This window comes from Enterobacter chinensis, assembly GCF_034008295.1.
Classification (GTDB): Bacteria; Pseudomonadota; Gammaproteobacteria; order Enterobacterales; family Enterobacteriaceae; genus Enterobacter; species Enterobacter chinensis.
The window spans coordinates 493,451-512,694 of record NZ_JARDVI010000004.1; the positions used below are offsets into that span (position 1 = coordinate 493,451).

Consider the following 19,244-nt stretch of genomic DNA (forward strand, 5'->3'; position numbering starts at 1 on the left):
ATTTTTACATGAGCATGTGAATGAATTTTTAAATTAGACAGAATTACTATAATTAGAGCAGCAATGAGGAAGTGTGGGGATTATATGCATTTTAGTGTGTTAATGTCGCTCTATGACAAGGAGAAGCCTTCCTATTTGGAAGAGTGTCTTGAAAGTTTGGCAAATCAAACGGTAAAAGCGGATGAAATCGTTCTTGTTTATGATGGTCCTATCAACACAGCTTTAAGCACAGTAGTTGATAGATGGTCAATGTCATTACCTATCAAGATTGTAGCATTAAAAAAGAATGTTGGGTTAGGGCAGGCGTTAAATGAAGGAATGAAACATTGCACCTATGATTATGTCATGCGGATGGATACGGATGATATATGTCAACCAACTCGTTTCGAGTTACAATCTGCATTTATGGAGTTGAACCCTGATATTGATATTTCAGGAAGTTGTATCCGTGAGTTTATAGGTGATAAAAAGAATATCGTATCAGAAAGAAAAGTTCCGCTTTCTAACGAAGAAATCAAAAAATTCGCCAGGCATAAAAATCCGTTTAACCATATGACTGTCATTTTCAAAAAATCCAGTGTCCAGTCTGTTGGAGGATACCAGCACCATTATCTTATGGAAGATTATAATTTATGGTTGAGGTTACTAGGGAGTGGATTCAAAGCTGGCAACCTGGACGAATCTCTGGTGTTGGTCAGAGTCGGAGCAGATATGCTGGTTAGGCGACGCGGACTGAAGTATGTTTCAAGTGAGTATAGACTTGCTCAAATTAAAAGAATTACTGGTTTTCAAAATATGTTAACTTCTCACTACTATTTTATTTTGAGAAGCATTCCACGGCTATTGCCATTATGGGCTCTTAAGCGAATATATAATATTACACGAAAATAGTACTCCCTCCGCGAGTTACTGATTTAGATAGAGGCTTTGATGAAAATTTCTAATACTTCGCTCAGTGGTGTTCTGATTATCGAACCTCGAGTATTTCATGATGAAAGGGGCTATTTCTTTGAGAGTTTTAACGAAAAAAACTTCAAAGATAATATAGATCCTAATGTCAGTTTCAAACAAGATAATCAGTCAAGATCTGTTAAAGGAGTTTTGCGTGGATTGCACTATCAAGAAACCCCTTTTGCGCAAGGGAAACTTGTTAGATGCGTTACAGGTCAGGTTTTTGATGTGGCTGTTGATATCCGCAAAGAATCGCCTACTTATGGGCAATGGGTAGGTGTTATTTTATCAGAAGAGAATAAAAAACAGCTTTGGATCCCTGCTGGATTTGCACACGGTTTTTTAACTTTAAGTGAGCATGCAGAATTTCTTTATAAAACTACCGATTATTATTCTCCGGCACATGAACGTTGTATAAAATGGGATGATAAGGACTTGAATATAGAATGGCCAAAAATGGAATACATCATTTCTGAGAAAGATCAGAATGGTTCAACCTTTGCTTCATTAAACGTTCAAGGTAAATAATGAAAATCAATTTTATCCCACTTCAAAAGCATGGTGATGATCGTGGTTCATTAGTCGCCTTAGAAGAAGAGAATAATATCCCTTTTAGTATTAAAAGAGTTTACTACATCTTTGATACTAAAGAAGGTGTTCGTAGAGGTTTTCATGCGCATAAAAAATTAAAACAGGTTGCGATCGCCATAAAAGGTTCTTGTCGTTTTCTGTTGGATGATGGGACAGAGAGGATTGAGGTTGTTTTGGACAATCCAGCGCAGGGGCTTCTGATTGAGTCATGTATTTGGCGTGAGATGTATGATTTCTCGAGCGATTGCGTATTAATGGTATTAGCTGACAGTCATTACGACGAAAATGATTATATTCGTGACTATGATGCATTCACCATTTACGCTAACAAAAAGACCGAAGTTTAAGAGGCTATAATGATCAATTTTTTGAATTTAAAAGAACTTAACAGTAAATATGAATCTGAATTGCAAGAGGCTTGCTCACGTGTAATTCAATCCGGTTGGTATATAATGGGAGAGGAACTGAGTAATTTTGAGTCAGAATTCGCAACTTATGTTGGCTCAAAATATTGTTTAGGCGTTGCCAATGGCCTGGACGCACTCACCCTTTCTCTAAAAGCCTGGATATTGATGGGAAAGCTTAGTGAAGGAGATGAAGTAATCGTTCAGGCGAATACATATATCGCATCTATACTTGCTATTACCGCAAATAATCTTGTTCCCGTTCTTGTTGAACCGTCAGACACAAGTTTCAACCTTTCAGTAGATAATATTAAAAAGGCTATTTCACCAAAGACTAAAGCTATCCTTCCAGTGCATCTATATGGGCAATTAAGTCCTATGGATGAGATCATGAATATCGCTCAAGAGCATGGGCTATTGGTACTTGAGGACTGCGCTCAGTCACATGGAGCTTCGGTTTCTGGCCGAAATGCTGGTAATTGGGGGCATGCTGCAGGTTTTAGTTTTTACCCAGGCAAGAATTTAGGCGCTTTGGGTGATGCTGGCGCAATAACTACAAACGATAGCGAGTTTTTTGATGTTGTTAAAGCATTGCGTAATTATGGTTCTCATAAGAAATATCAGAATATTTATGAGGGCGTGAACAGTCGTCTGGATGAGATTCAGGCAGCAATGCTAAGAGTTAAATTGCGACATTTGAATGATGAAACATTTGCTCGGCAAAAAATCTCTAAAATATACCGTACGTCTATTGTGAATCCTTATATTACTCTCCCTGAAATTTCGGCAGGTAACGAAAGTAGTCACGTTTGGCATTTGTTTGTTATACGTGCTAATAATAGGACCAAGCTCCAGGAGTACTTGAGTCACCATAATATTCAGACGCTTATACATTATCCAATTCCTCCTCATAAACAACAAGCATATTCTTCATGGAATAATCTAAGTTTACCAATAACAGAAGCTATGCATAGAGAAGTTTTATCGATACCTTTAGATTCAACACTTAGTGATGATAATGTAAAGTATATCGTTGAAACATTAAATGGTTATACTGAATGAAGAAGTTGTTGGGCATAACGGTTATGTCCGGTGTAATGACATTAGTTAAAATTGGGATCGGATTTATTATAGCGAAATTAATTGCTGTATATACTGGTCCTTCAGGAATGGCATTACTGGGGCAATTGCAGAGTTTGGTGACAGGGGTGAATGGAATAGCAAACGCTCCTACAGCTACGGGTATAGTAAAATATACTGCTGAAAATCGAGAAAGTTATGAGAAGTGCTCGCCATGGTGGCGAGCTTCAACTTATTATATCTTTTTAATAACATTGTGTTTTACTCCATTTCTTATATTGTTTTCTAGTGATATTGCAAGTTGGGTCTTCCATGATGCGCAATATCAATGGCTTGTCATTATTACTATCTTAACATTACCAATAACTTCTTTTGGTACCGCGATTACTTCAGTTCTTAATGGATTGCAAAACTTTAGATTTTATATCCTAACCGGGGTTCTTTCAGCACTAATATCTGGGGTGCTTATCTCGATTATGATTGTGCTCTGGGGAATTAAGGGGGCTCTTGTTGCTGCTTCAATGCAGTATGTATTTATAGGGTTGATTGCATTTGCTATTAACTCAAGACAGGCATGGATGAAAGTTTCATATTGGGTAGGGCGTACAGATTCTCGAGCCAATAGAAATATTCTTGAATTTGTTTTGATGACTGCCGTCAGTTCTGTAGTTATTCCTATAGCATTGATCTTTATAAGAAACTCTCTTGTACAGCACGCAGGGTGGGATTCAGCAGGGCAATGGCAAGCCGTATGGAAAATCTCTGAAGTATATTTGGGGGTTCTCACTATGGCTTTGTCCGTTTATTACCTACCAAAGCTAGCGTCATTGAGCAGTGCGGCGGAAATAAAAAAAGAAATAAACTCGGTTGTCTTATTTGTTCTTCCTGTAATAATATTGGCTGCACTAAGCATATATTTACTTCGGGATTATGTAATTAATCTTCTTTTTACTTCGGAGTTTAGGGCTGCAAGAGATTTATTTGCTATACAGTTGGTAGGTGATGTTATCAAGGTTATCAGTTGGTTATACGCATATCCAATGTTAGCTAAGAAGGCTACTAAATATTTCATAGGCACTGAGATCTTCTTCGGTTTTACATGGGTGCTATTAAGTATTTTCTTTATAAATAAGCACGGAGTTTCCGGAGCGAATATAGCCTATGCTGTAAATTATTTCTTTTACTTTCTTTTTGTTTTCTTCAACTTAAAGCGAGTGGTTTCGCTTAAGTAAATATTATTAGATAAGTTATTCTGGAGTTATCGTGATATCAATCGTTATTTTGTCATACAATCATGAAAAATATATTGCTGAGACTTTGGAGTCAGTTTATCAGTTAAATATTCCAAAGGAAGTAATTGTAATTGATGATTGTTCCAAAGATTCTTCTTTAGATGTCATTAGAAATAATGTGACTAAACATGATGCAAGTATGTATACAAAAATAATTGCAAAAGAGACAAATCGTGGTTTAGTTGACTCACTCAACTCAGGATTAGAAATGGCTAATTCTGAGTTTGTTTATTTCATAGCATCAGATGACCTCGTTGACTCGGAAGGCTTTAATCTACTATATGATGAACTCTGCGATCATGATAGCGCGCAATTTGCCATGGGGAATGCCTGGGTATATTACACGGGGCATAAACCAACAGATGTTGTTTATAAAAAACAACATGATATTTTTTTCTCTAGCGACGATGATTCATTGCGGAAAACAATATTTACTAATTTCCCTAAACCTTTATTATTGCAAGGGACGATTTTTAGAACTCAAGCGTTAAAGGACGTTGGTGGATGGGATAAAACCTTAGTATGGGACGATTATCCTATGTTTGTAAAATTATTTCAGTCGTTCTCATTTTCAAAAAAAGAATTCCTTTTCCGGAATGATTTCATAGTCTCTAAATATCGACAGCATGACTCAAATGCCTACAAAAATTTTTCAAAACAGCTAAATATGGTTGAGGAGGCTATCAAAAAATTAGCTCCTTCAGATTTGTATAATACAGCAATATCAAGGCAATATGCATTTTATTTACTTTTAGCAGTAAAATCTGGTGATTATAAAACTGCAAAATATATAGTGCGAAAAATTTTTCGCCAAAAAATATTACTTTCTACTATGTTTTATGTTAATGCTGAAATTATACAATGGATTCATAGGAAACGAAAATGAGAGATTATGTTTTCTTTGAATTCTTGTTTGGTAATTATATTGAGTATATAACATATGCTTTGTTGATATGTATGTTGCTTTTCTTATTATCTAACAGAAAAATAAAAAATATCATGGATCCATTCCATTTCTTTTATGCATTTACTTATGGGACTGGGTATGCCATTATTTTAATATTGTATGTTCATGGTTACGTGGATATTTATTATTTTAGTTATCTGCTTTTAAGTGGCTCTGTTTTTTTTATTATGTTTTACTGTTCTTCAAGTTCGACAGTGAAATATAAAAATTCTCTTTTTAACAGACTCAGTATTTCCGTCATGGAACAGGAATCGTTTCTAATTAAATTCCTTTCAATTGTTTACCTGGTGTTATTTGTTTTTTATTTGTCACAAATTTCGGTTGCTATGTTTTTCACCTCTCGCTTTGAAGCGAATAGAGGTCTTGGTATTATCGTTCGCTTAATGGATGCACTCCGTGTTATTTTGGCTGGTTGGTATTTCTATTATTATCTCCGCTCTCATAAAAAAAGATATTTTATTTATGCTATATTTATTTCAATTGTCGGAGCGCTTATTTCAGGTGCTAAGTTTGCCTTCTTAGAACAAATATATGTGCTTTGTGTTGTTGGGTTTATTACGACAAGAAAAACTTTTAGATTCAACTTAAAATCTCTGTTCCTGATACTTATAATTGCCATACTTTTTCTAATCTTTTCCTTATATTTCATATCAAAATTATCAGTTATGATAGGGTATACATCTTCACAGTATATACCAGGTGCGCCAGTTGCCATTGAACTTCTTTTATTGCGCATACTGGCTAATGGAGATGCTTACTACCTTTCCTTGACTGAGCATGTTATAGATAAAATTATTATTGAACATCCTTGGCTTCAGTTGTTATCTAATACATTTGGTAACTCTGTAATGGCTAAAATTTTTAATATCGACTTTTCAAATTTAGACGTAGGACGGCAGATTTGGTTATATTGGTACCCTAACGATCCTGTGATGCGTGGCCCAACTAATCATTTCGATTTAGCTGGGTACACTTATTTTGGTTATATCGGTGGGATAATTTTCTCAGCAGTAATTGGTTATGTTATTGGTATTATTAATAGCTGGAAGTTGAAGTGTGATAACTCATCTGCCTTAATTGTTGCCTTTGTATCAGCTTTATATTGTCGTTCCCTTCCTATAATTTACAATCCTTCAGTTGGGATTGCATACATGATAGATATTTACGCTATTTTATTTGTGTCACTTGTTTTAATCACTCTTTTCAAAGGTGCCAAAAAAAATGCTTACCGGCATAGTAATCGTAACCTATAATTCGAATACAGATCGTTTAAAATTAATTTTAAATTCATTGGTTGAGGACGGTATAAAATATTTCGTGACAGATAACTCAACCAGTATAGATAAAAAAGAAGCAATTCATCAGCTTTGTTCTGACTGTGATGCTCAGTTTATCGATATGAAGGGAAATGTTGGGATAGCAAAAGCACAAAATGTAGGTATTCAGTCTGCTATCGATTTTGGATGCGACAATTTACTTCTTCTGGATGATGATAGCCTCCCATCAAGTAATATGTTAGTCGAATTAATAAAAACGCGATCTTTATATTTTGACATATATGGCAAGCTACCCGTTATTTGCGCTGATGCGATCGCAGAAGATGGTAGGTGCTTATCTCAAGTTGGAAAAAAACTGCTTGAAGATGTTTACGTATATCGAGATATCATTAGTTCTGGAACACTGGTAAGCAAAGAAATTTTTGAACTTGTTGGGTTGCATGAAGAACGACTTTTTATTGACTGCGTTGACTATGAATGGGGTTGGCGTGCTGCAAATCTGGGTGTTGACATTATTCTTTGTAAACAAGCTGTTTTAAATCATAGGCTTGGCAACGGCAGGGTTAAGGCAATTAACGCTGGATATGGTTCTCCGGTACGACATTATTATCAGTACCGTAATATTTTATATATGATGGGGCGAAACTATGTGCCATCAACATGGAAGCTATCTCAATTAATAAAGTTAATTGTCAAGCCAGTAGTTATAGTTATATTTTTTGATAAAAAAACTCTCAGGCTAAAATATGCGCTAAAAGGTTTTTTAGATTTTATTAAAAAAAGATATGGCTCTATCGATTACCACAAGTAGTGATTTTAAAATCTTTTTTTATACATGCTTTGACTATTATTGTTGAATTATGAGAGGGTGAGATGTTTATCCACGAACTTAGCGATGTTAAAAGCAAAAACATAGGAAAGAATACCCGTGTTTGGCAATATTCCGTTATCTTACAAGGTGCCAGAATTGGCGATGATTGTAATATCTGCGCGCACACTTTAATTGAAAGTGATGTCGTTCTTGGAGATAGAGTTACTATAAAGTCGGGGGTTTATTTATGGGATGGGCTCAGGATTGAGGATGATGTGTTTATCGGTCCTTGCGTTTCATTCGCAAACGATCTTTATCCCAAATCTAAAGTGTACCCTGATTCTTTTTTAACCACAATAATAAAGAAGGGTGCTTCTATTGGTGCGAATGCTACTATCCTTCCCGGGATAACTTTAGGTGAAAATTGCCTGGTAGGTGCAGGGAGTGTAGTCACTAAAGACGTACCTCAAAACGCAATAGTTGTAGGAAATCCTGCCAAAATACTTCGGTATAATGATTAAATTTTAATGAGTTGGATACTCTGTAACCGATAATTGTTATAATTTGTTCAAAAATCTTATAAAGCAATATCTGCTATTCATCTCATGTATTCCTGAGTTAACATCAATAACACATTCCAAGCCGCGCATAAGCCGCGGTGACCACACCTGACAGGAGTATGTAATGTCCAAGCAACAGATCGGCGTTGTCGGTATGGCAGTGATGGGGCGCAACCTGGCGCTCAACATCGAAAGCCGTGGTTATACCGTCTCCGTTTTCAACCGCTCCCGTGATAAGACCGAAGAAGTGATTGCCGAGAATCCAGGCAAGAAACTGGTTCCTTTCTATACGGTTAAAGAGTTCGTTGAGTCTCTGGAAACACCTCGTCGTATCCTGTTAATGGTGAAAGCAGGTGCAGGTACTGATGCTGCCATCGACTCCCTGAAACCTTACCTGGACAAAGGCGACATCATCATTGATGGTGGTAACACCTTCTTCCAGGACACCATCCGTCGTAACCGTGAACTGTCAGCTGAAGGTTTCAACTTCATCGGTACTGGCGTTTCCGGTGGTGAAGAGGGCGCGCTGAAGGGCCCATCTATCATGCCTGGCGGTCAGAAAGAAGCGTATGAACTGGTTGCGCCAATCCTGACCAAAATCGCTGCGGTTGCGGAGGATGGCGAGCCTTGCGTAACCTATATCGGTGCAGACGGTGCGGGTCACTATGTGAAAATGGTGCACAACGGCATCGAATACGGTGACATGCAGCTGATCGCTGAAGCTTACTCCCTGCTGAAAGGTGGCCTGAGCCTCTCTAACGAAGAGCTTGCTGAAACCTTTACCGAGTGGAACAAAGGCGAGCTGAACAGCTACCTGATCGACATCACCAAAGATATCTTCACTAAGAAAGATGAAGAGGGTAAATATCTGGTTGATGTGATTCTGGATGAAGCCGCGAACAAAGGTACCGGCAAATGGACCAGCCAGAGCTCGCTGGATCTGGGTGAGCCGCTGTCTCTGATCACTGAATCCGTCTTTGCGCGTTATATCTCTTCCCTGAAAGAGCAGCGCGTTGCGGCATCCAAAGTGCTGTCTGGCCCACAGGCCAAACCAGCAGGTGATAAAGCCGAATTCGTTGAGAAAGTGCGTCGTGCACTGTACCTGGGTAAAATCGTTTCTTACGCGCAGGGCTTCTCTCAGCTGCGCGCGGCGTCAGACGAGAACAACTGGGATCTAAACTACGGGGAAATCGCGAAGATCTTCCGTGCTGGGTGCATCATTCGTGCACAGTTCCTGCAGAAAATTACCGATGCCTACGCTGAAAACGCCGGTATCGCTAACCTGCTGCTGGCACCGTACTTCAAGAAGATTGCGGACGAATACCAGCAGGCGCTGCGTGATGTGGTTGCCTACGCAGTACAGAACGGTATTCCGGTTCCGACCTTCTCTGCTGCAGTAGCCTACTACGACAGCTACCGTGCGGCTGTTCTGCCTGCTAACCTCATTCAGGCACAGCGTGACTACTTCGGCGCGCATACCTACAAGCGCACCGATAAAGAAGGCGTATTCCATACCGAATGGATGGAATAAGTTAACGCACTCGCTGATATCCCAACCCGGAGTCCGTCTCCGGGTTTTTTTTATGCAAAAACTGCCGCCTTATATTCGAAGTAGTCTGAATCTCATCCCACTCGAAGTGATTACTCCTGGTTTGCCTTGACAGTTCTGTTTGCCAGGAGGTACAAAGCCCAACAGTTATGTTTATCGCGATGGTCTGGCGGCCATCAGTACAGTTAACTCACAGAAGTCATTAGCGAATGAAAATAACAATCTCCGGAACAGGGTATGTCGGTCTTTCTAACGGCATTTTGATTGCTCAGAATCATGAAGTGGTTGCGCTGGATATCGTGCAGGCCAAAGTGGATATGCTCAATCAGAAAAAATCGCCGATTGTGGATAAAGAAATCCAGGACTATCTCAGCAATAAACCGCTGAATTTCCGCGCCACGACAGATAAAGAAGATGCATACCGCAATGCGGATTACGTCATCATTGCGACGCCTACTGACTACGATCCTAAAACCAACTACTTCAACACCTCAACTGTAGAAGCGGTGATCAAAGACGTTATCGCGATCAACCCTGATGCGGTGATGGTCATTAAATCGACCATTCCTGTCGGTTTTACCAAATCCATTAAAGAAAAGTTTGGTATTGATAATATCTTCTTCTCGCCGGAGTTCCTGCGTGAGGGGAGAGCGCTTTACGATAACCTGCATCCTTCGCGTATCGTCATTGGTGAACGCTCTGAGCGTGCCGAGCGCTTTGCCGCGCTGCTTCAGGAAGGGGCACTGAAGAAAGATATTCAGGTGTTGTTTACCGATTCAACTGAAGCTGAGGCAATCAAACTCTTTGCGAATACCTATCTGGCAATGCGAGTGGCTTATTTCAATGAGCTCGACAGCTACGCAGAGAGTCTTGGGCTGAACACCCGTCAGATTATTGAAGGGGTGTGTCTCGACCCGCGCATTGGGAACCATTACAACAACCCTTCATTTGGCTACGGCGGCTATTGCCTGCCAAAAGACACGAAGCAGCTGCTGGCAAACTATCAGGCTGTGCCAAATAACCTGATTTCGGCGATTGTTGATGCTAACCGTACGCGTAAAGACTTCATCTCTGATTCTATCCTCGCGCGTCAACCGAAAGTGGTCGGCGTATACCGTCTGATTATGAAGAGTGGTTCCGATAACTTCCGCGCCTCTTCAATTCAGGGCATCATGAAGCGCATCAAAGCGAAAGGGGTTGAGGTTGTCATTTATGAACCGGCCATGCAGGAAGATCAGTTCTTCAATTCCCGCGTGATCCGCGATCTGGATGCTTTTAAGAAGGAAGCGGATGTCATCATCTCAAACCGCATGGCTGAAGAACTGGCTGACGTAGCAGATAAAGTGTATACCCGCGATCTGTTCGGTAGCGACTGATTCTCTGCTTTATCCTGTAAAAAAACCCGGCTGATTTGCCGGGTTTTTTATTTTCAGACCTTATAGAAATCGCGGTACCAGTCGACGAAGTTCTTCACACCATCTTTAACCGAGGTTTGCGGTTTAAATCCGATCGCGTCATAAAGTGGCTGGGTATCGGCGCTGGTTTCCAGAACATCACCTGGCTGAAGAGGCAGCATATTTTTCTCGGCTTTTTTACCCAGAGCATCTTCCAGCGCGGTGATATAATCCATCAGTTCTACCGGTGAACTGTTACCGATGTTGTAAACACGGTAAGGCGCTGAGCTGCTTGCAGGTGACCCGGTCTCAACGGTCCAGTTTGAGTCAGGCTGGGGAATAACATCCTGCAGGCGAATAATCGCTTCTGCAATATCATCGATGTAAGTGAAGTCGCGCTTCATCTTACCGTAGTTATAGACATCGATGCTTTTGCCTTCAATCATTGCCTTCGTAAATTTGAATAGCGCCATGTCCGGGCGTCCCCACGGACCGTACACGGTAAAGAAGCGCAGGCCGGTAGTCGGCAGATTGTAGAGATGCGAATAGGTATGCGACATCAGCTCATTGGCTTTTTTGGTTGCAGCGTACAGTGAGACAGGGTGGTCCACGGAATCTTCAGTGGAGAATGGCATCTTGCGGTTGAGGCCATATATGGAGCTGGAAGACGCATAAAGTAGATGCTGAACGTGGTTATGCCGGCAGCCTTCAAGCACGTTGAGGTGGCCAATAAGGTTGGCTTCCGCGTACACGTGAGGGTTTTCCAGAGAGTAGCGTACGCCCGCCTGTGCGGCCAGATGAATCACTCGATCAAACTTCTCGCGCGCGAAAAGCGCTGCCATACCTTCACGGTCGGCTAACTCCAGCTTGTGGAAGGTGAAGCTCTCGGAATTTAGCAGTTCCAGTCGCGCCAGCTTCAGATTGACATCGTAGTAGTCATTCAGATTATCAATACCGACAACCTGATGACCAGCCTCAAGGAGGCGTTTACTGACATTTGCACCGATAAAACCTGCTGCACCCGTTACCAGAAATTTCATCTCTTCCCTCATAAACCTATCTTCTTACTGATGCCATAGCGCATCACATGGTGTCTATGATAGCGCGAAGGGCGCAAGTTACATAACCCATCTTTCCGATATTACTCATCGGATTCTTATAGAAAAATCGCCAGCAATAGATAAACTATACAAACATAATTACGTTTGCCCTTTTTCATCTGTTAGGGATTGTATGTCGCAAAACAACTATAGCCAGGTCAACAGAAGCAATGACCCAGAGCAAATTGATTTACTTGATTTAGTGCTGCAACTGTGGCGTGGGAAGTGGATGATAGCAACCTTTGTTATTGTTTTTATTGCCCTGGCTATTGGATATCTGTCTGTAGCGAAAGAAAAATGGACCTCAAGTGCGATCATTGCGCAACCTGATGCCGCCCAGATAGCGACCTATTCAAATGCATTGAATATTCTCTACGGTAGTGCTGCACCCTCTATGCTTGACATTCAAACGCGCGCGATTGGCCGTTTTAATTCTTCATTCTCGGCATTATCTCAGGCGCTAGAGAATCAGGAGGATCCTGAAAAACTGACTATAGCGCCGACCACGACTGGACAGCCGCTCCCGTTGACTGTTTCCTATACTAGTACATCTGCAGAAGCGGCTCAGAAGCAGCTGGCGCAGTACATTCAGCAAGTCGATGAGCAGACCGCCAAAGAACTAGCCCTTGATCTTAAGGACAATATCAAGGAGCAGATCAAGACACTGAACGACTCTCTGGTAAATCAGGAGAAGGTCGCTCAGGAGCAGAAAGATCTACGTATCAAACAGATCGCTGAGGCGCTGAAAAACGCTGAAGCCGCGAAAATTACCTCTCCACAGCTCCAGCAAACTCAGGATGTCACGCAGGAAACGTTATTCCTGCTGGGAAGCGAAGGGCTGAAGTCGATGATTGACAATGAAGCTTCCCGTCCGCTGATCTTCTCAAGCGCGTATTATCAGACCAAGCGAAATCTGTTTGACATCCAAAACTTAAACGTAAACCCGGACACTATCCACGTCTATCGTTACGTGATGAAACCGGATCTGCCAGTCCGTCGTGACAGCCCGAAAAAAGCTGTTATTTTGGTCCTTGCCGTGTTGCTTGGTGCAATGGTCGGTTCTGGTGTCCTGCTGGGTCGCAACGCTTTACGTAATTACAAACCAAAAGCCTGATTTGCAGTTAAAAAAACCGGGGAAATCCCCGGTTTTTTTATTTGTGACGCTTACGAAGATTCTCTATCACCGCCGTCAAATCCAGCTCTTGATCCTGCAGCAGCACCAGCAGGTGATACATCAAATCAGACGCTTCATTCGTCAGCTCTTCGCGGTCATGCACCGTCGCGGCCAGCGCAGTCTCAACGCCTTCTTCCCCCACCTTCTGGGCGATACGCTTGGTTCCGCTTGCATACAGCTTGGCGGTATAAGAGCTCTCAGGGTCCGCCGTTTTACGCTCTGCCAGCAGCTGTTCCAGTTGATACAGGAACAGCCATTGGTGACTCGCCTCACCAAAGCAGCTGCTGGTGCCTTTATGGCAGGTTGGGCCAATCGGATTGGCCAGCACCAGCAGGGTATCGTTATCGCAGTCTGGCGTAATGCTCACCACGTTCAGGAAATGGCCCGAGGTTTCCCCTTTGGTCCACAGACGCTGTTTCGTGCGCGAGAAAAACGTCACTTTGCCGCTGTCGATCGTTTTCGCCAGCGCGTCCTGGTTCATATACCCCAGCATCAGCACTTCGCCTGAAACGGCATGCTGTACAACCACCGGCAGTAATCCGTCAGTTTTTTCCCAGTCCAGCTGCGCCTGTTGTTGCTCTGTTAACATACCCTGATCTCCACGCCCTGGCCTGCCAGGTACGTTTTTAACTCACCAATATTGATAATCTGTTTGTGGAACACGGACGCGGCCAGCGCGCCGTCAACGTTCGCGTCGCGGAAAGCTTCCAGGAAATGTTCCATGGTGCCCGCGCCGCCGGAGGCAATCAGCGGTACGTGGCAAACCGCACGGACTTTTTTGAGCTGCTCGAGGTCATACCCGTTACGCACACCGTCCTGGTTCATCATGTTCAACACGATTTCACCCGCGCCGCGCTTCTGCACTTCCTGCACCCAGTCGAGCGTTTCCCACTGCGTCACACGCGTACGGCTCTCATCACCGGTATACTGGTTGACGTGGTATTTGCCCGTTGCTGCGTCATACCAGGTGTCGATCCCAACGACAATACACTGCACGCCAAAACGATCGGCGAGACGGGTAATGAGCTCCGGGTCAGCCAGGGCAGGGGAGTTGATGGAGATCTTGTCTGCACCAAACGAGAGAATTTTGGCTGCATCGTCAGCTGACTTGATCCCGCCCGCCACGCAGAAGGGGATATCAATCACTTCCGCCACGCGCGCTACCCAGCTTTTATCGACCACACGGCCATCGCTGGAGGCGGTGATATCGTAAAACACCAGCTCGTCTGCGCCTTCCTCAGCATAGCGTTTTGCCAGCGGAACGATGTCGCCAATGATCTCGTGGTTGCGGAATTGCACGCCTTTCACCACCTGACCATCGCGTACGTCAAGACAAGGGATTATCCGTTTTGCCAGCATTGAATCGCCTCCGTCACAGTAAATTTTCCTTCAAGCAGAGCCCGACCTACAATCACACCCTGCACGCCCGTTCCGCGCAGCGCGGCAATATCTTCCAGATCGCCAATTCCACCCGAAGACTGGAAGGCCACCTGCGGATAACGCGCGCAGACCTCTTCATACAGCGAGACGTTAGAGCCCGCCAGCGTGCCGTCGCGGGAGATATCCGTGCACAGCACGTGCTTCAGGCCAACGGGCAGATACATCTCGACCAGCGCTTCCAGCGTCACGCCGGAGTTCTCCTGCCAGCCGCTGACTGCCACCTGTTTATTACCCTGTTCATCAATACGCACGTCCAGCGCCAGCACCAGCGCGTCGGCGCCAAAGCGGCGGAACCAGCCTTTGACGGTCTCAGGATCTTTCACCGCGGTTGAACCGACCACCACGCGTGCCACACCCGCTTCCAGCAGCGCCGCGACGTCATCTTCAGTGCGCACGCCACCGCCAACCTGTACCGGCACATCAACGCCGGCAACCAGATTTTTCAGCAGAGGGATCTGGCGTTTCGCCGGGTCTTTCGCACCGGTCAAATCCACGAGATGCAGGACCTGAGCACCCTGCGCGGCATACTCCTGCAGGCGCGGCAGCGGGTCGTTCCCGTAGTCTCGCTGCTGCCCGTAATCGCCCTGATGGAGACGGACAACCGTGCCGTCAATTAAATCTAAAGCGGGAATAATCATCACATCTCCAGGAAATTTTTCAGCAGCTGCGCGCCTGCGGCGCCAGAGCGCTCGGGGTGAAACTGTACGCCGAAGAAGTTGTCTTTCTGTACGGCCGCCGTAAACGCCTCGCCGTAGTTGCACTGGGCGATCGTATTTGCGTTCACCGGCATGGCGTAGCTGTGAACGAAGTAAAAATACGCGCCGTCTTCAATGCCGCGAAACAGGCGGTCGCCCGCTTTGGCGTACACGCGGTTCCAGCCCATATGTGGCAGAGGCAGGCCGTGGTCGGTCATTTTCGGCACGTCTTCGTCAATAATGCCCAGCAGGTTAACGCCGTTACTCTCTTCGCTGCGGCGGCCAAGAAGCTGCATTCCTAAGCAAATCCCCAGCACCGGCTGGGTACAGGCTTTGATAAGATCGACCAGCTCGCGCTCATGAATCTGATCCATCGCCGCCTGCGCGGTACCTACGCCCGGCAGGAATAACTTGTCGGCGCGCAGAACCACGTCCGGGTCACGACTGACCACCGGCTCATAGCCGTGGCGCGCAATGGCCGACTTTACGGAGTTCAGGTTGGCGCATCCGGTATCCAGAATCACCACATTCATTACAGCACTCCTTTCGATGAAGGCAGGGCGTCACCTTCCACGCGAATCGCCTGGCGAAGGGTACGGCCGAAGGCCTTGAAGAGACTCTCCACGCGGTGGTGGTCGTTCTTGCCCTTGGTCTTCAGGTGTAGCGTCAGGCCCATGGTGTAGGACAGTGAACGGAAGAAGTGCTCCACCATTTCGGTGCTAAGGTCGCCCACGCGCTGGTAGGTGAAATCGGCTTTATATTCCAGGTGCGGACGCCCGGAGATGTCCATGGCGCAGCGCGCAAGGCACTCGTCCATTGGCAGAACGAAGCCAAAACGGTTAATACCGCGCTTATCGCCGAGCGCCAGCTTCAGCGCTTCACCCAGCGCCAGGCCGGTATCTTCCACGGTGTGGTGATCGTCAATGTAAAGGTCGCCTTTCACCGCGATCTCCATGCGAAAACCGCCGTGGGTGGCAATCTGGTCCAGCATGTGGTCGAAGAAACCGACGCCGGTGTGGATCTTGCTGCCGCCTTCACGGTCCAGCCAGACCTTCACATCTATCTGCGTCTCTTTAGTGTTGCGCTCAACGTGGGAGTAGCGGTCACGTTTTGTCAGCTGCTCGCCAATCTTCGCCCAGTTAAGGCTGTTGCGGTCGTAGCGCAGCCCCGCGATGCCCATGTTTTCCGCCAGCGTAATATCGGTGATACGGTCGCCGATGACATAACTGTTGTTTTTATCCAGCATATCCTCTGCCAGATAGCGCTCTACCAGCTTCACCTTTGGCTTACGGCAGTCACACTCATCGGCTGGCATGTGCGGGCAAATCAGCACCTCATCAAATACCACGCCCTGAGAGGTCAGCACCTGCATCATCAGATTATGCGGGCCGTCAAAGTCCGCCTGCGGGAAGCTGTCGGTGCCCAGACCGTCCTGATTGGTGATCATCACCAGCTTAAAGCCTGCTTTTTGCAGCTTAAGCAGAACCGGGATCACGTCTGGCTCAAACGCCAGCTTGTCGAAACGATCGACCTGAAAATCAGCTGGTGGCTCCGAAATAAGGGTGCCGTCACGATCGATAAAAAGGATCTTCTGGGTCATACATTCTCCGCTTTCAGGGCGTCAATCACGCGCTGGCTCTCTGCACGGGTGCCTACGGTAATACGCAGGCAGCCGCTCAGGGAGGGTTGTTTATTCTGGTCTCGCAAGATAATGCCCTGATCCCACAAAGATTTAAATACGGCACTGGAGGCAGTGAAGCGCACCAGGATGTAGTTGGTTTCTGAGTCGAACACCTGCTCCACACAAGGAATATCCTTCAGAGCGGTCACCAGATACTGACGTTCCACGAGGATTTGCGCTACACGTTCGCGCATCGCGTTGATCCCCTGCGGGGTCAGCGCCTGTGCCGCAATATCGGCAACCGGCGTGGAGAGAGGGTAAGGGGCGATAACTTTCAGCAGCAGGTCGATGACCTCTTTATTCGCCAGGGTGAATCCGCAGCGCAGACCCGCGAGGGCGAAAGCCTTCGACAGCGTACGCAGCACAACGAGATGCGGATACTCTTCCAGCCAGCCTGCCAGCGTAGCCTGCGGGCAGAACTCGATATAGGCTTCATCGGCCACCACCAGGGCTTTACCGCGGGTCATCTCCAGCAGGGTGCGGATATCCTGCGGGTTGATAATCTGCCCGGTCGGGTTGTTCGGGCTGCAGACAAACACAACTTTTACGCCTTCGAGATTGTCGGCAATACCCTGAAGATCCAGCTGCCAGTTGTCCAGCGCCTGCACGTTGCGGCATGCCACGCCGAAGGTTTCCGCGCTGACGCTGTACATGCCGTAGGTAGGCTGGCAGTACATCACAGCGTCTTTGCCCGGCTCGCAGAAGGCACGGATCAGCAGTTCGATGCCTTCGTCTGCCCCACGGCTGACCAGCACCTGCTCAGGTTTTACCTCCGCGTACTGCGCGTAGTTTTCGATAACCGCTTTCGGCTGACATTCCGGATAGCGGTTCAGCGTTTGCTGCGACAGCTCAAACTGCACTGCCGTCGGGAATTCATTGGCGTTCAGCCAGACATCCCCTTTGCCCCCCAGACGACGAGCAGACTGGTAAGGCGTAAGGCGACGGACATTTTCGCGGGCTAACTCTTCAATGCTCATGCTTGCTCCTTCAGGGCTGCAACGCGCAGCGTAACGGCATTTTTGTGGGCGGTCAGGCGCTCGGCGGCAGCCAGCGTCTCAATGGTGGAGGCCAGTGAGGCAAACCCTTCTCGGGAGAGTTCCTGCACGGTCATGCGTTTCTGGAAATCCGCCAGTCCCAGGCTGGAACAGGTTGAGGTATAGCCATACGTCGGCAGAACGTGGTTGGTGCCGGAGGCGTAATCGCCCGCGGATTCCGGTGACCAGTCGCCGAGGAACACCGAGCCTGCACTGGTGATACTGTCGACCAGATCGCGCGCGTTGCGGGTCTGAATAATCAGGTGCTCCGGGCCGTACTGGTTGGAGATGGTAATGCACTGCGCCAGATCGCGCGCCACAATCAGGCGGCTGGCAGATAACGCCTGACGTGCCGTTTCGGCGCGAGGCAGGTCGGCAAGCTGGCGCTCGACGGCTTCGCCGACGCGCGTTGCCACATCGGCATCCGGGGTCAGCAGGATCACCTGCGAGTCCGGGCCGTGTTCCGCCTGAGAAAGCAGGTCGGACGCCACGAAATCCGGCGTTGCGCCGCTATCGGCAATGACCAGCACTTCAGACGGGCCGGCAGGCATGTCAATTGCCGCGCCGTCCAGACGCTGGCTGACCTGGCGCTTGGCTTCCGTCACGAAGGCGTTGCCCGGGCCAAAAATTTTGTCGACCTTAGGAATGGATTCGGTGCCAAACGCCAGGGCAGAAATCGCCTGCGCGCCGCCCACTTTATATACCGCCTGCACGCCACAGAGTTTTGCCGCGTAGAGAATCTCATCGGCAACAGGTGGCGGGGAGCAGAGCACCACTTTCTGGCAACCGGCGATACGCGCCGGGGTGGCCAGCATCAGGACGGTGGAGAACAGCGGGGCTGACCCCCCTGGAATATAAAGCCCCACAGACGCGACCGGACGGGTCACCTGCTGGCAACGCACGCCGGGCAGGGTTTCGACATCCACGGTCTGAAGCTTTTGCGCGGTGTGGAAGGTATCAATGTTTTTCACCGCGACGGCCATCGCCTGCTTGATGTCATCACCCAGACGATTGCTGGCATCAATGATTTCCTGCTCGGTCACCCTCAATGCGCCGACGTCCGTCTTATCAAATTTTGCACTGTACTCACGCAGCGCGTCATCGCCACGGGCTTTGACGTTATCAAGGATCTCCGCCACGGTGCGTGAAATACTTTCGGAGGCGGAAATCGCCGGGCGCATCAGCAGCTCGCGCTGTTGCGCTTCGCTACACGTATTCCAGTCGATGATTGTGTTAAAACCCAT

General features: G+C 46.3%; 20 protein-coding genes. 12 read left to right on the plus strand and 8 right to left on the minus strand.

Going from position 1 to position 19,244, the window contains the following annotated elements:
• Positions 1-84 precede the first annotated feature (84 nt).
• The 11 genes from PYW49_RS14950 to ugd all read left to right on the plus strand — a co-directional run bounded on the left by PYW49_RS14950 (position 85) and on the right by ugd (position 10,858).
• A complete protein-coding gene (locus PYW49_RS14950) occupies positions 85-891 on the plus strand; it encodes a glycosyltransferase family 2 protein (RefSeq protein ID WP_134347935.1) in 807 nt (268 codons plus the stop codon).
• Between the two features lie 39 nt (positions 892-930).
• On the plus strand, positions 931-1,479 hold the full coding sequence (gene rfbC, locus PYW49_RS14955) for a dTDP-4-dehydrorhamnose 3,5-epimerase (RefSeq protein WP_320386847.1): 549 nt from the start codon (positions 931-933) through the stop codon (positions 1,477-1,479).
• Positions 1,479-1,889, plus strand: a complete 411-nt coding sequence (locus tag PYW49_RS14960) for a sugar 3,4-ketoisomerase (RefSeq protein WP_129325192.1) — start codon at positions 1,479-1,481, stop codon at positions 1,887-1,889. The genes rfbC and PYW49_RS14960 overlap by 1 nt, the downstream gene beginning before the upstream one ends.
• A gap of 9 nt (positions 1,890-1,898) precedes the next feature.
• On the plus strand, positions 1,899-3,008 hold the full coding sequence (locus PYW49_RS14965) for a DegT/DnrJ/EryC1/StrS family aminotransferase (protein WP_320386848.1): 1,110 nt from the start codon (positions 1,899-1,901) through the stop codon (positions 3,006-3,008).
• Positions 3,005-4,258, plus strand: a complete 1,254-nt coding sequence (locus PYW49_RS14970) for an O-antigen translocase (RefSeq protein ID WP_320386849.1) — start codon at positions 3,005-3,007, stop codon at positions 4,256-4,258. Before PYW49_RS14965 ends, PYW49_RS14970 begins: the two co-directional genes overlap by 4 nt.
• A gap of 31 nt (positions 4,259-4,289) precedes the next feature.
• Positions 4,290-5,204: a glycosyltransferase family 2 protein gene (locus tag PYW49_RS14975; protein ID WP_320386850.1), complete on the plus strand. Its 915-nt coding sequence runs from the start codon at positions 4,290-4,292 to the stop codon at positions 5,202-5,204.
• Positions 5,201-6,538 (plus strand): hypothetical protein, encoded by a 1,338-nt coding sequence (locus PYW49_RS14980; protein WP_320386851.1) that lies wholly within the window; start codon positions 5,201-5,203, stop codon positions 6,536-6,538. Before PYW49_RS14975 ends, PYW49_RS14980 begins: the two co-directional genes overlap by 4 nt.
• A complete protein-coding gene (locus PYW49_RS14985; RefSeq protein ID WP_320386852.1) occupies positions 6,507-7,373 on the plus strand; it encodes a glycosyltransferase in 867 nt (288 codons plus the stop codon). The genes PYW49_RS14980 and PYW49_RS14985 overlap by 32 nt, the downstream gene beginning before the upstream one ends.
• A 62-nt stretch (positions 7,374-7,435) precedes the next feature.
• On the plus strand, positions 7,436-7,894 hold the full coding sequence (locus tag PYW49_RS14990) for an acyltransferase (protein ID WP_129325230.1): 459 nt from the start codon (positions 7,436-7,438) through the stop codon (positions 7,892-7,894).
• A 163-nt stretch (positions 7,895-8,057) separates the two neighbouring features.
• The gene (gene gndA / locus PYW49_RS14995; protein WP_320386853.1) at positions 8,058-9,464 is read left to right on the plus strand and encodes an NADP-dependent phosphogluconate dehydrogenase; all 1,407 of its coding nucleotides are present in this window, start codon (positions 8,058-8,060) and stop codon (positions 9,462-9,464) included.
• 227 nt (positions 9,465-9,691) lie between these two features.
• The gene (gene ugd, locus PYW49_RS15000; RefSeq protein ID WP_320386854.1) at positions 9,692-10,858 is read left to right on the plus strand and encodes a UDP-glucose 6-dehydrogenase; all 1,167 of its coding nucleotides are present in this window, start codon (positions 9,692-9,694) and stop codon (positions 10,856-10,858) included.
• A gap of 53 nt (positions 10,859-10,911) precedes the next feature.
• Here the strand turns inward: ugd and PYW49_RS15005 are convergent, their stop codons facing one another.
• On the minus strand, positions 10,912-11,916 hold the full coding sequence (locus PYW49_RS15005) for an NAD-dependent epimerase (protein WP_134347946.1): 1,005 nt from the start codon (positions 11,914-11,916) through the stop codon (positions 10,912-10,914).
• Positions 11,917-12,109: 193 nt separating this feature from the next.
• Between PYW49_RS15005 and wzzB the strand changes: the two genes are divergently transcribed.
• Positions 12,110-13,090: an LPS O-antigen chain length determinant protein WzzB gene (gene wzzB / locus PYW49_RS15010; RefSeq protein WP_320386855.1), complete on the plus strand. Its 981-nt coding sequence runs from the start codon at positions 12,110-12,112 to the stop codon at positions 13,088-13,090.
• Between the two features lie 37 nt (positions 13,091-13,127).
• On the opposite strand, the gene hisIE is transcribed toward wzzB, so the two are convergent.
• Genes hisIE through hisD form a run of 7 tightly spaced genes read right to left on the minus strand, consistent with a single transcriptional unit; the run spans position 13,128 to position 19,244 of the window.
• On the minus strand, positions 13,128-13,739 hold the full coding sequence (hisIE, locus tag PYW49_RS15015; protein WP_134347948.1) for a bifunctional phosphoribosyl-AMP cyclohydrolase/phosphoribosyl-ATP diphosphatase HisIE: 612 nt from the start codon (positions 13,737-13,739) through the stop codon (positions 13,128-13,130).
• Positions 13,733-14,509, minus strand: coding sequence for an imidazole glycerol phosphate synthase subunit HisF (gene hisF, locus PYW49_RS15020; RefSeq protein ID WP_134347949.1), 777 nt, complete (start codon positions 14,507-14,509; stop codon positions 13,733-13,735). Before hisF ends, hisIE begins: the two co-directional genes overlap by 7 nt.
• Positions 14,491-15,228 carry a 1-(5-phosphoribosyl)-5-[(5-phosphoribosylamino)methylideneamino]imidazole-4-carboxamide isomerase gene (hisA, locus tag PYW49_RS15025; protein WP_320386856.1) on the minus strand — a complete coding sequence of 246 codons (738 nt, stop codon included), beginning with the start codon at positions 15,226-15,228 and terminating at the stop codon, positions 14,491-14,493. Before hisA ends, hisF begins: the two co-directional genes overlap by 19 nt.
• Entirely contained in the window at positions 15,228-15,818 is a 591-nt protein-coding gene (gene hisH, locus PYW49_RS15030; protein ID WP_320386857.1) for an imidazole glycerol phosphate synthase subunit HisH, read from the minus strand. The genes hisA and hisH overlap by 1 nt, the downstream gene beginning before the upstream one ends.
• Positions 15,818-16,885, minus strand: coding sequence for a bifunctional histidinol-phosphatase/imidazoleglycerol-phosphate dehydratase HisB (gene hisB / locus PYW49_RS15035; RefSeq protein ID WP_134347952.1), 1,068 nt, complete (start codon positions 16,883-16,885; stop codon positions 15,818-15,820). Before hisB ends, hisH begins: the two co-directional genes overlap by 1 nt.
• Positions 16,882-17,943, minus strand: coding sequence for a histidinol-phosphate transaminase (gene hisC, locus PYW49_RS15040; protein ID WP_320386858.1), 1,062 nt, complete (start codon positions 17,941-17,943; stop codon positions 16,882-16,884). The genes hisB and hisC overlap by 4 nt, the downstream gene beginning before the upstream one ends.
• Positions 17,940-19,244, minus strand: coding sequence for a histidinol dehydrogenase (gene hisD / locus PYW49_RS15045; RefSeq protein WP_320386859.1), 1,305 nt, complete (start codon positions 19,242-19,244; stop codon positions 17,940-17,942). Before hisD ends, hisC begins: the two co-directional genes overlap by 4 nt.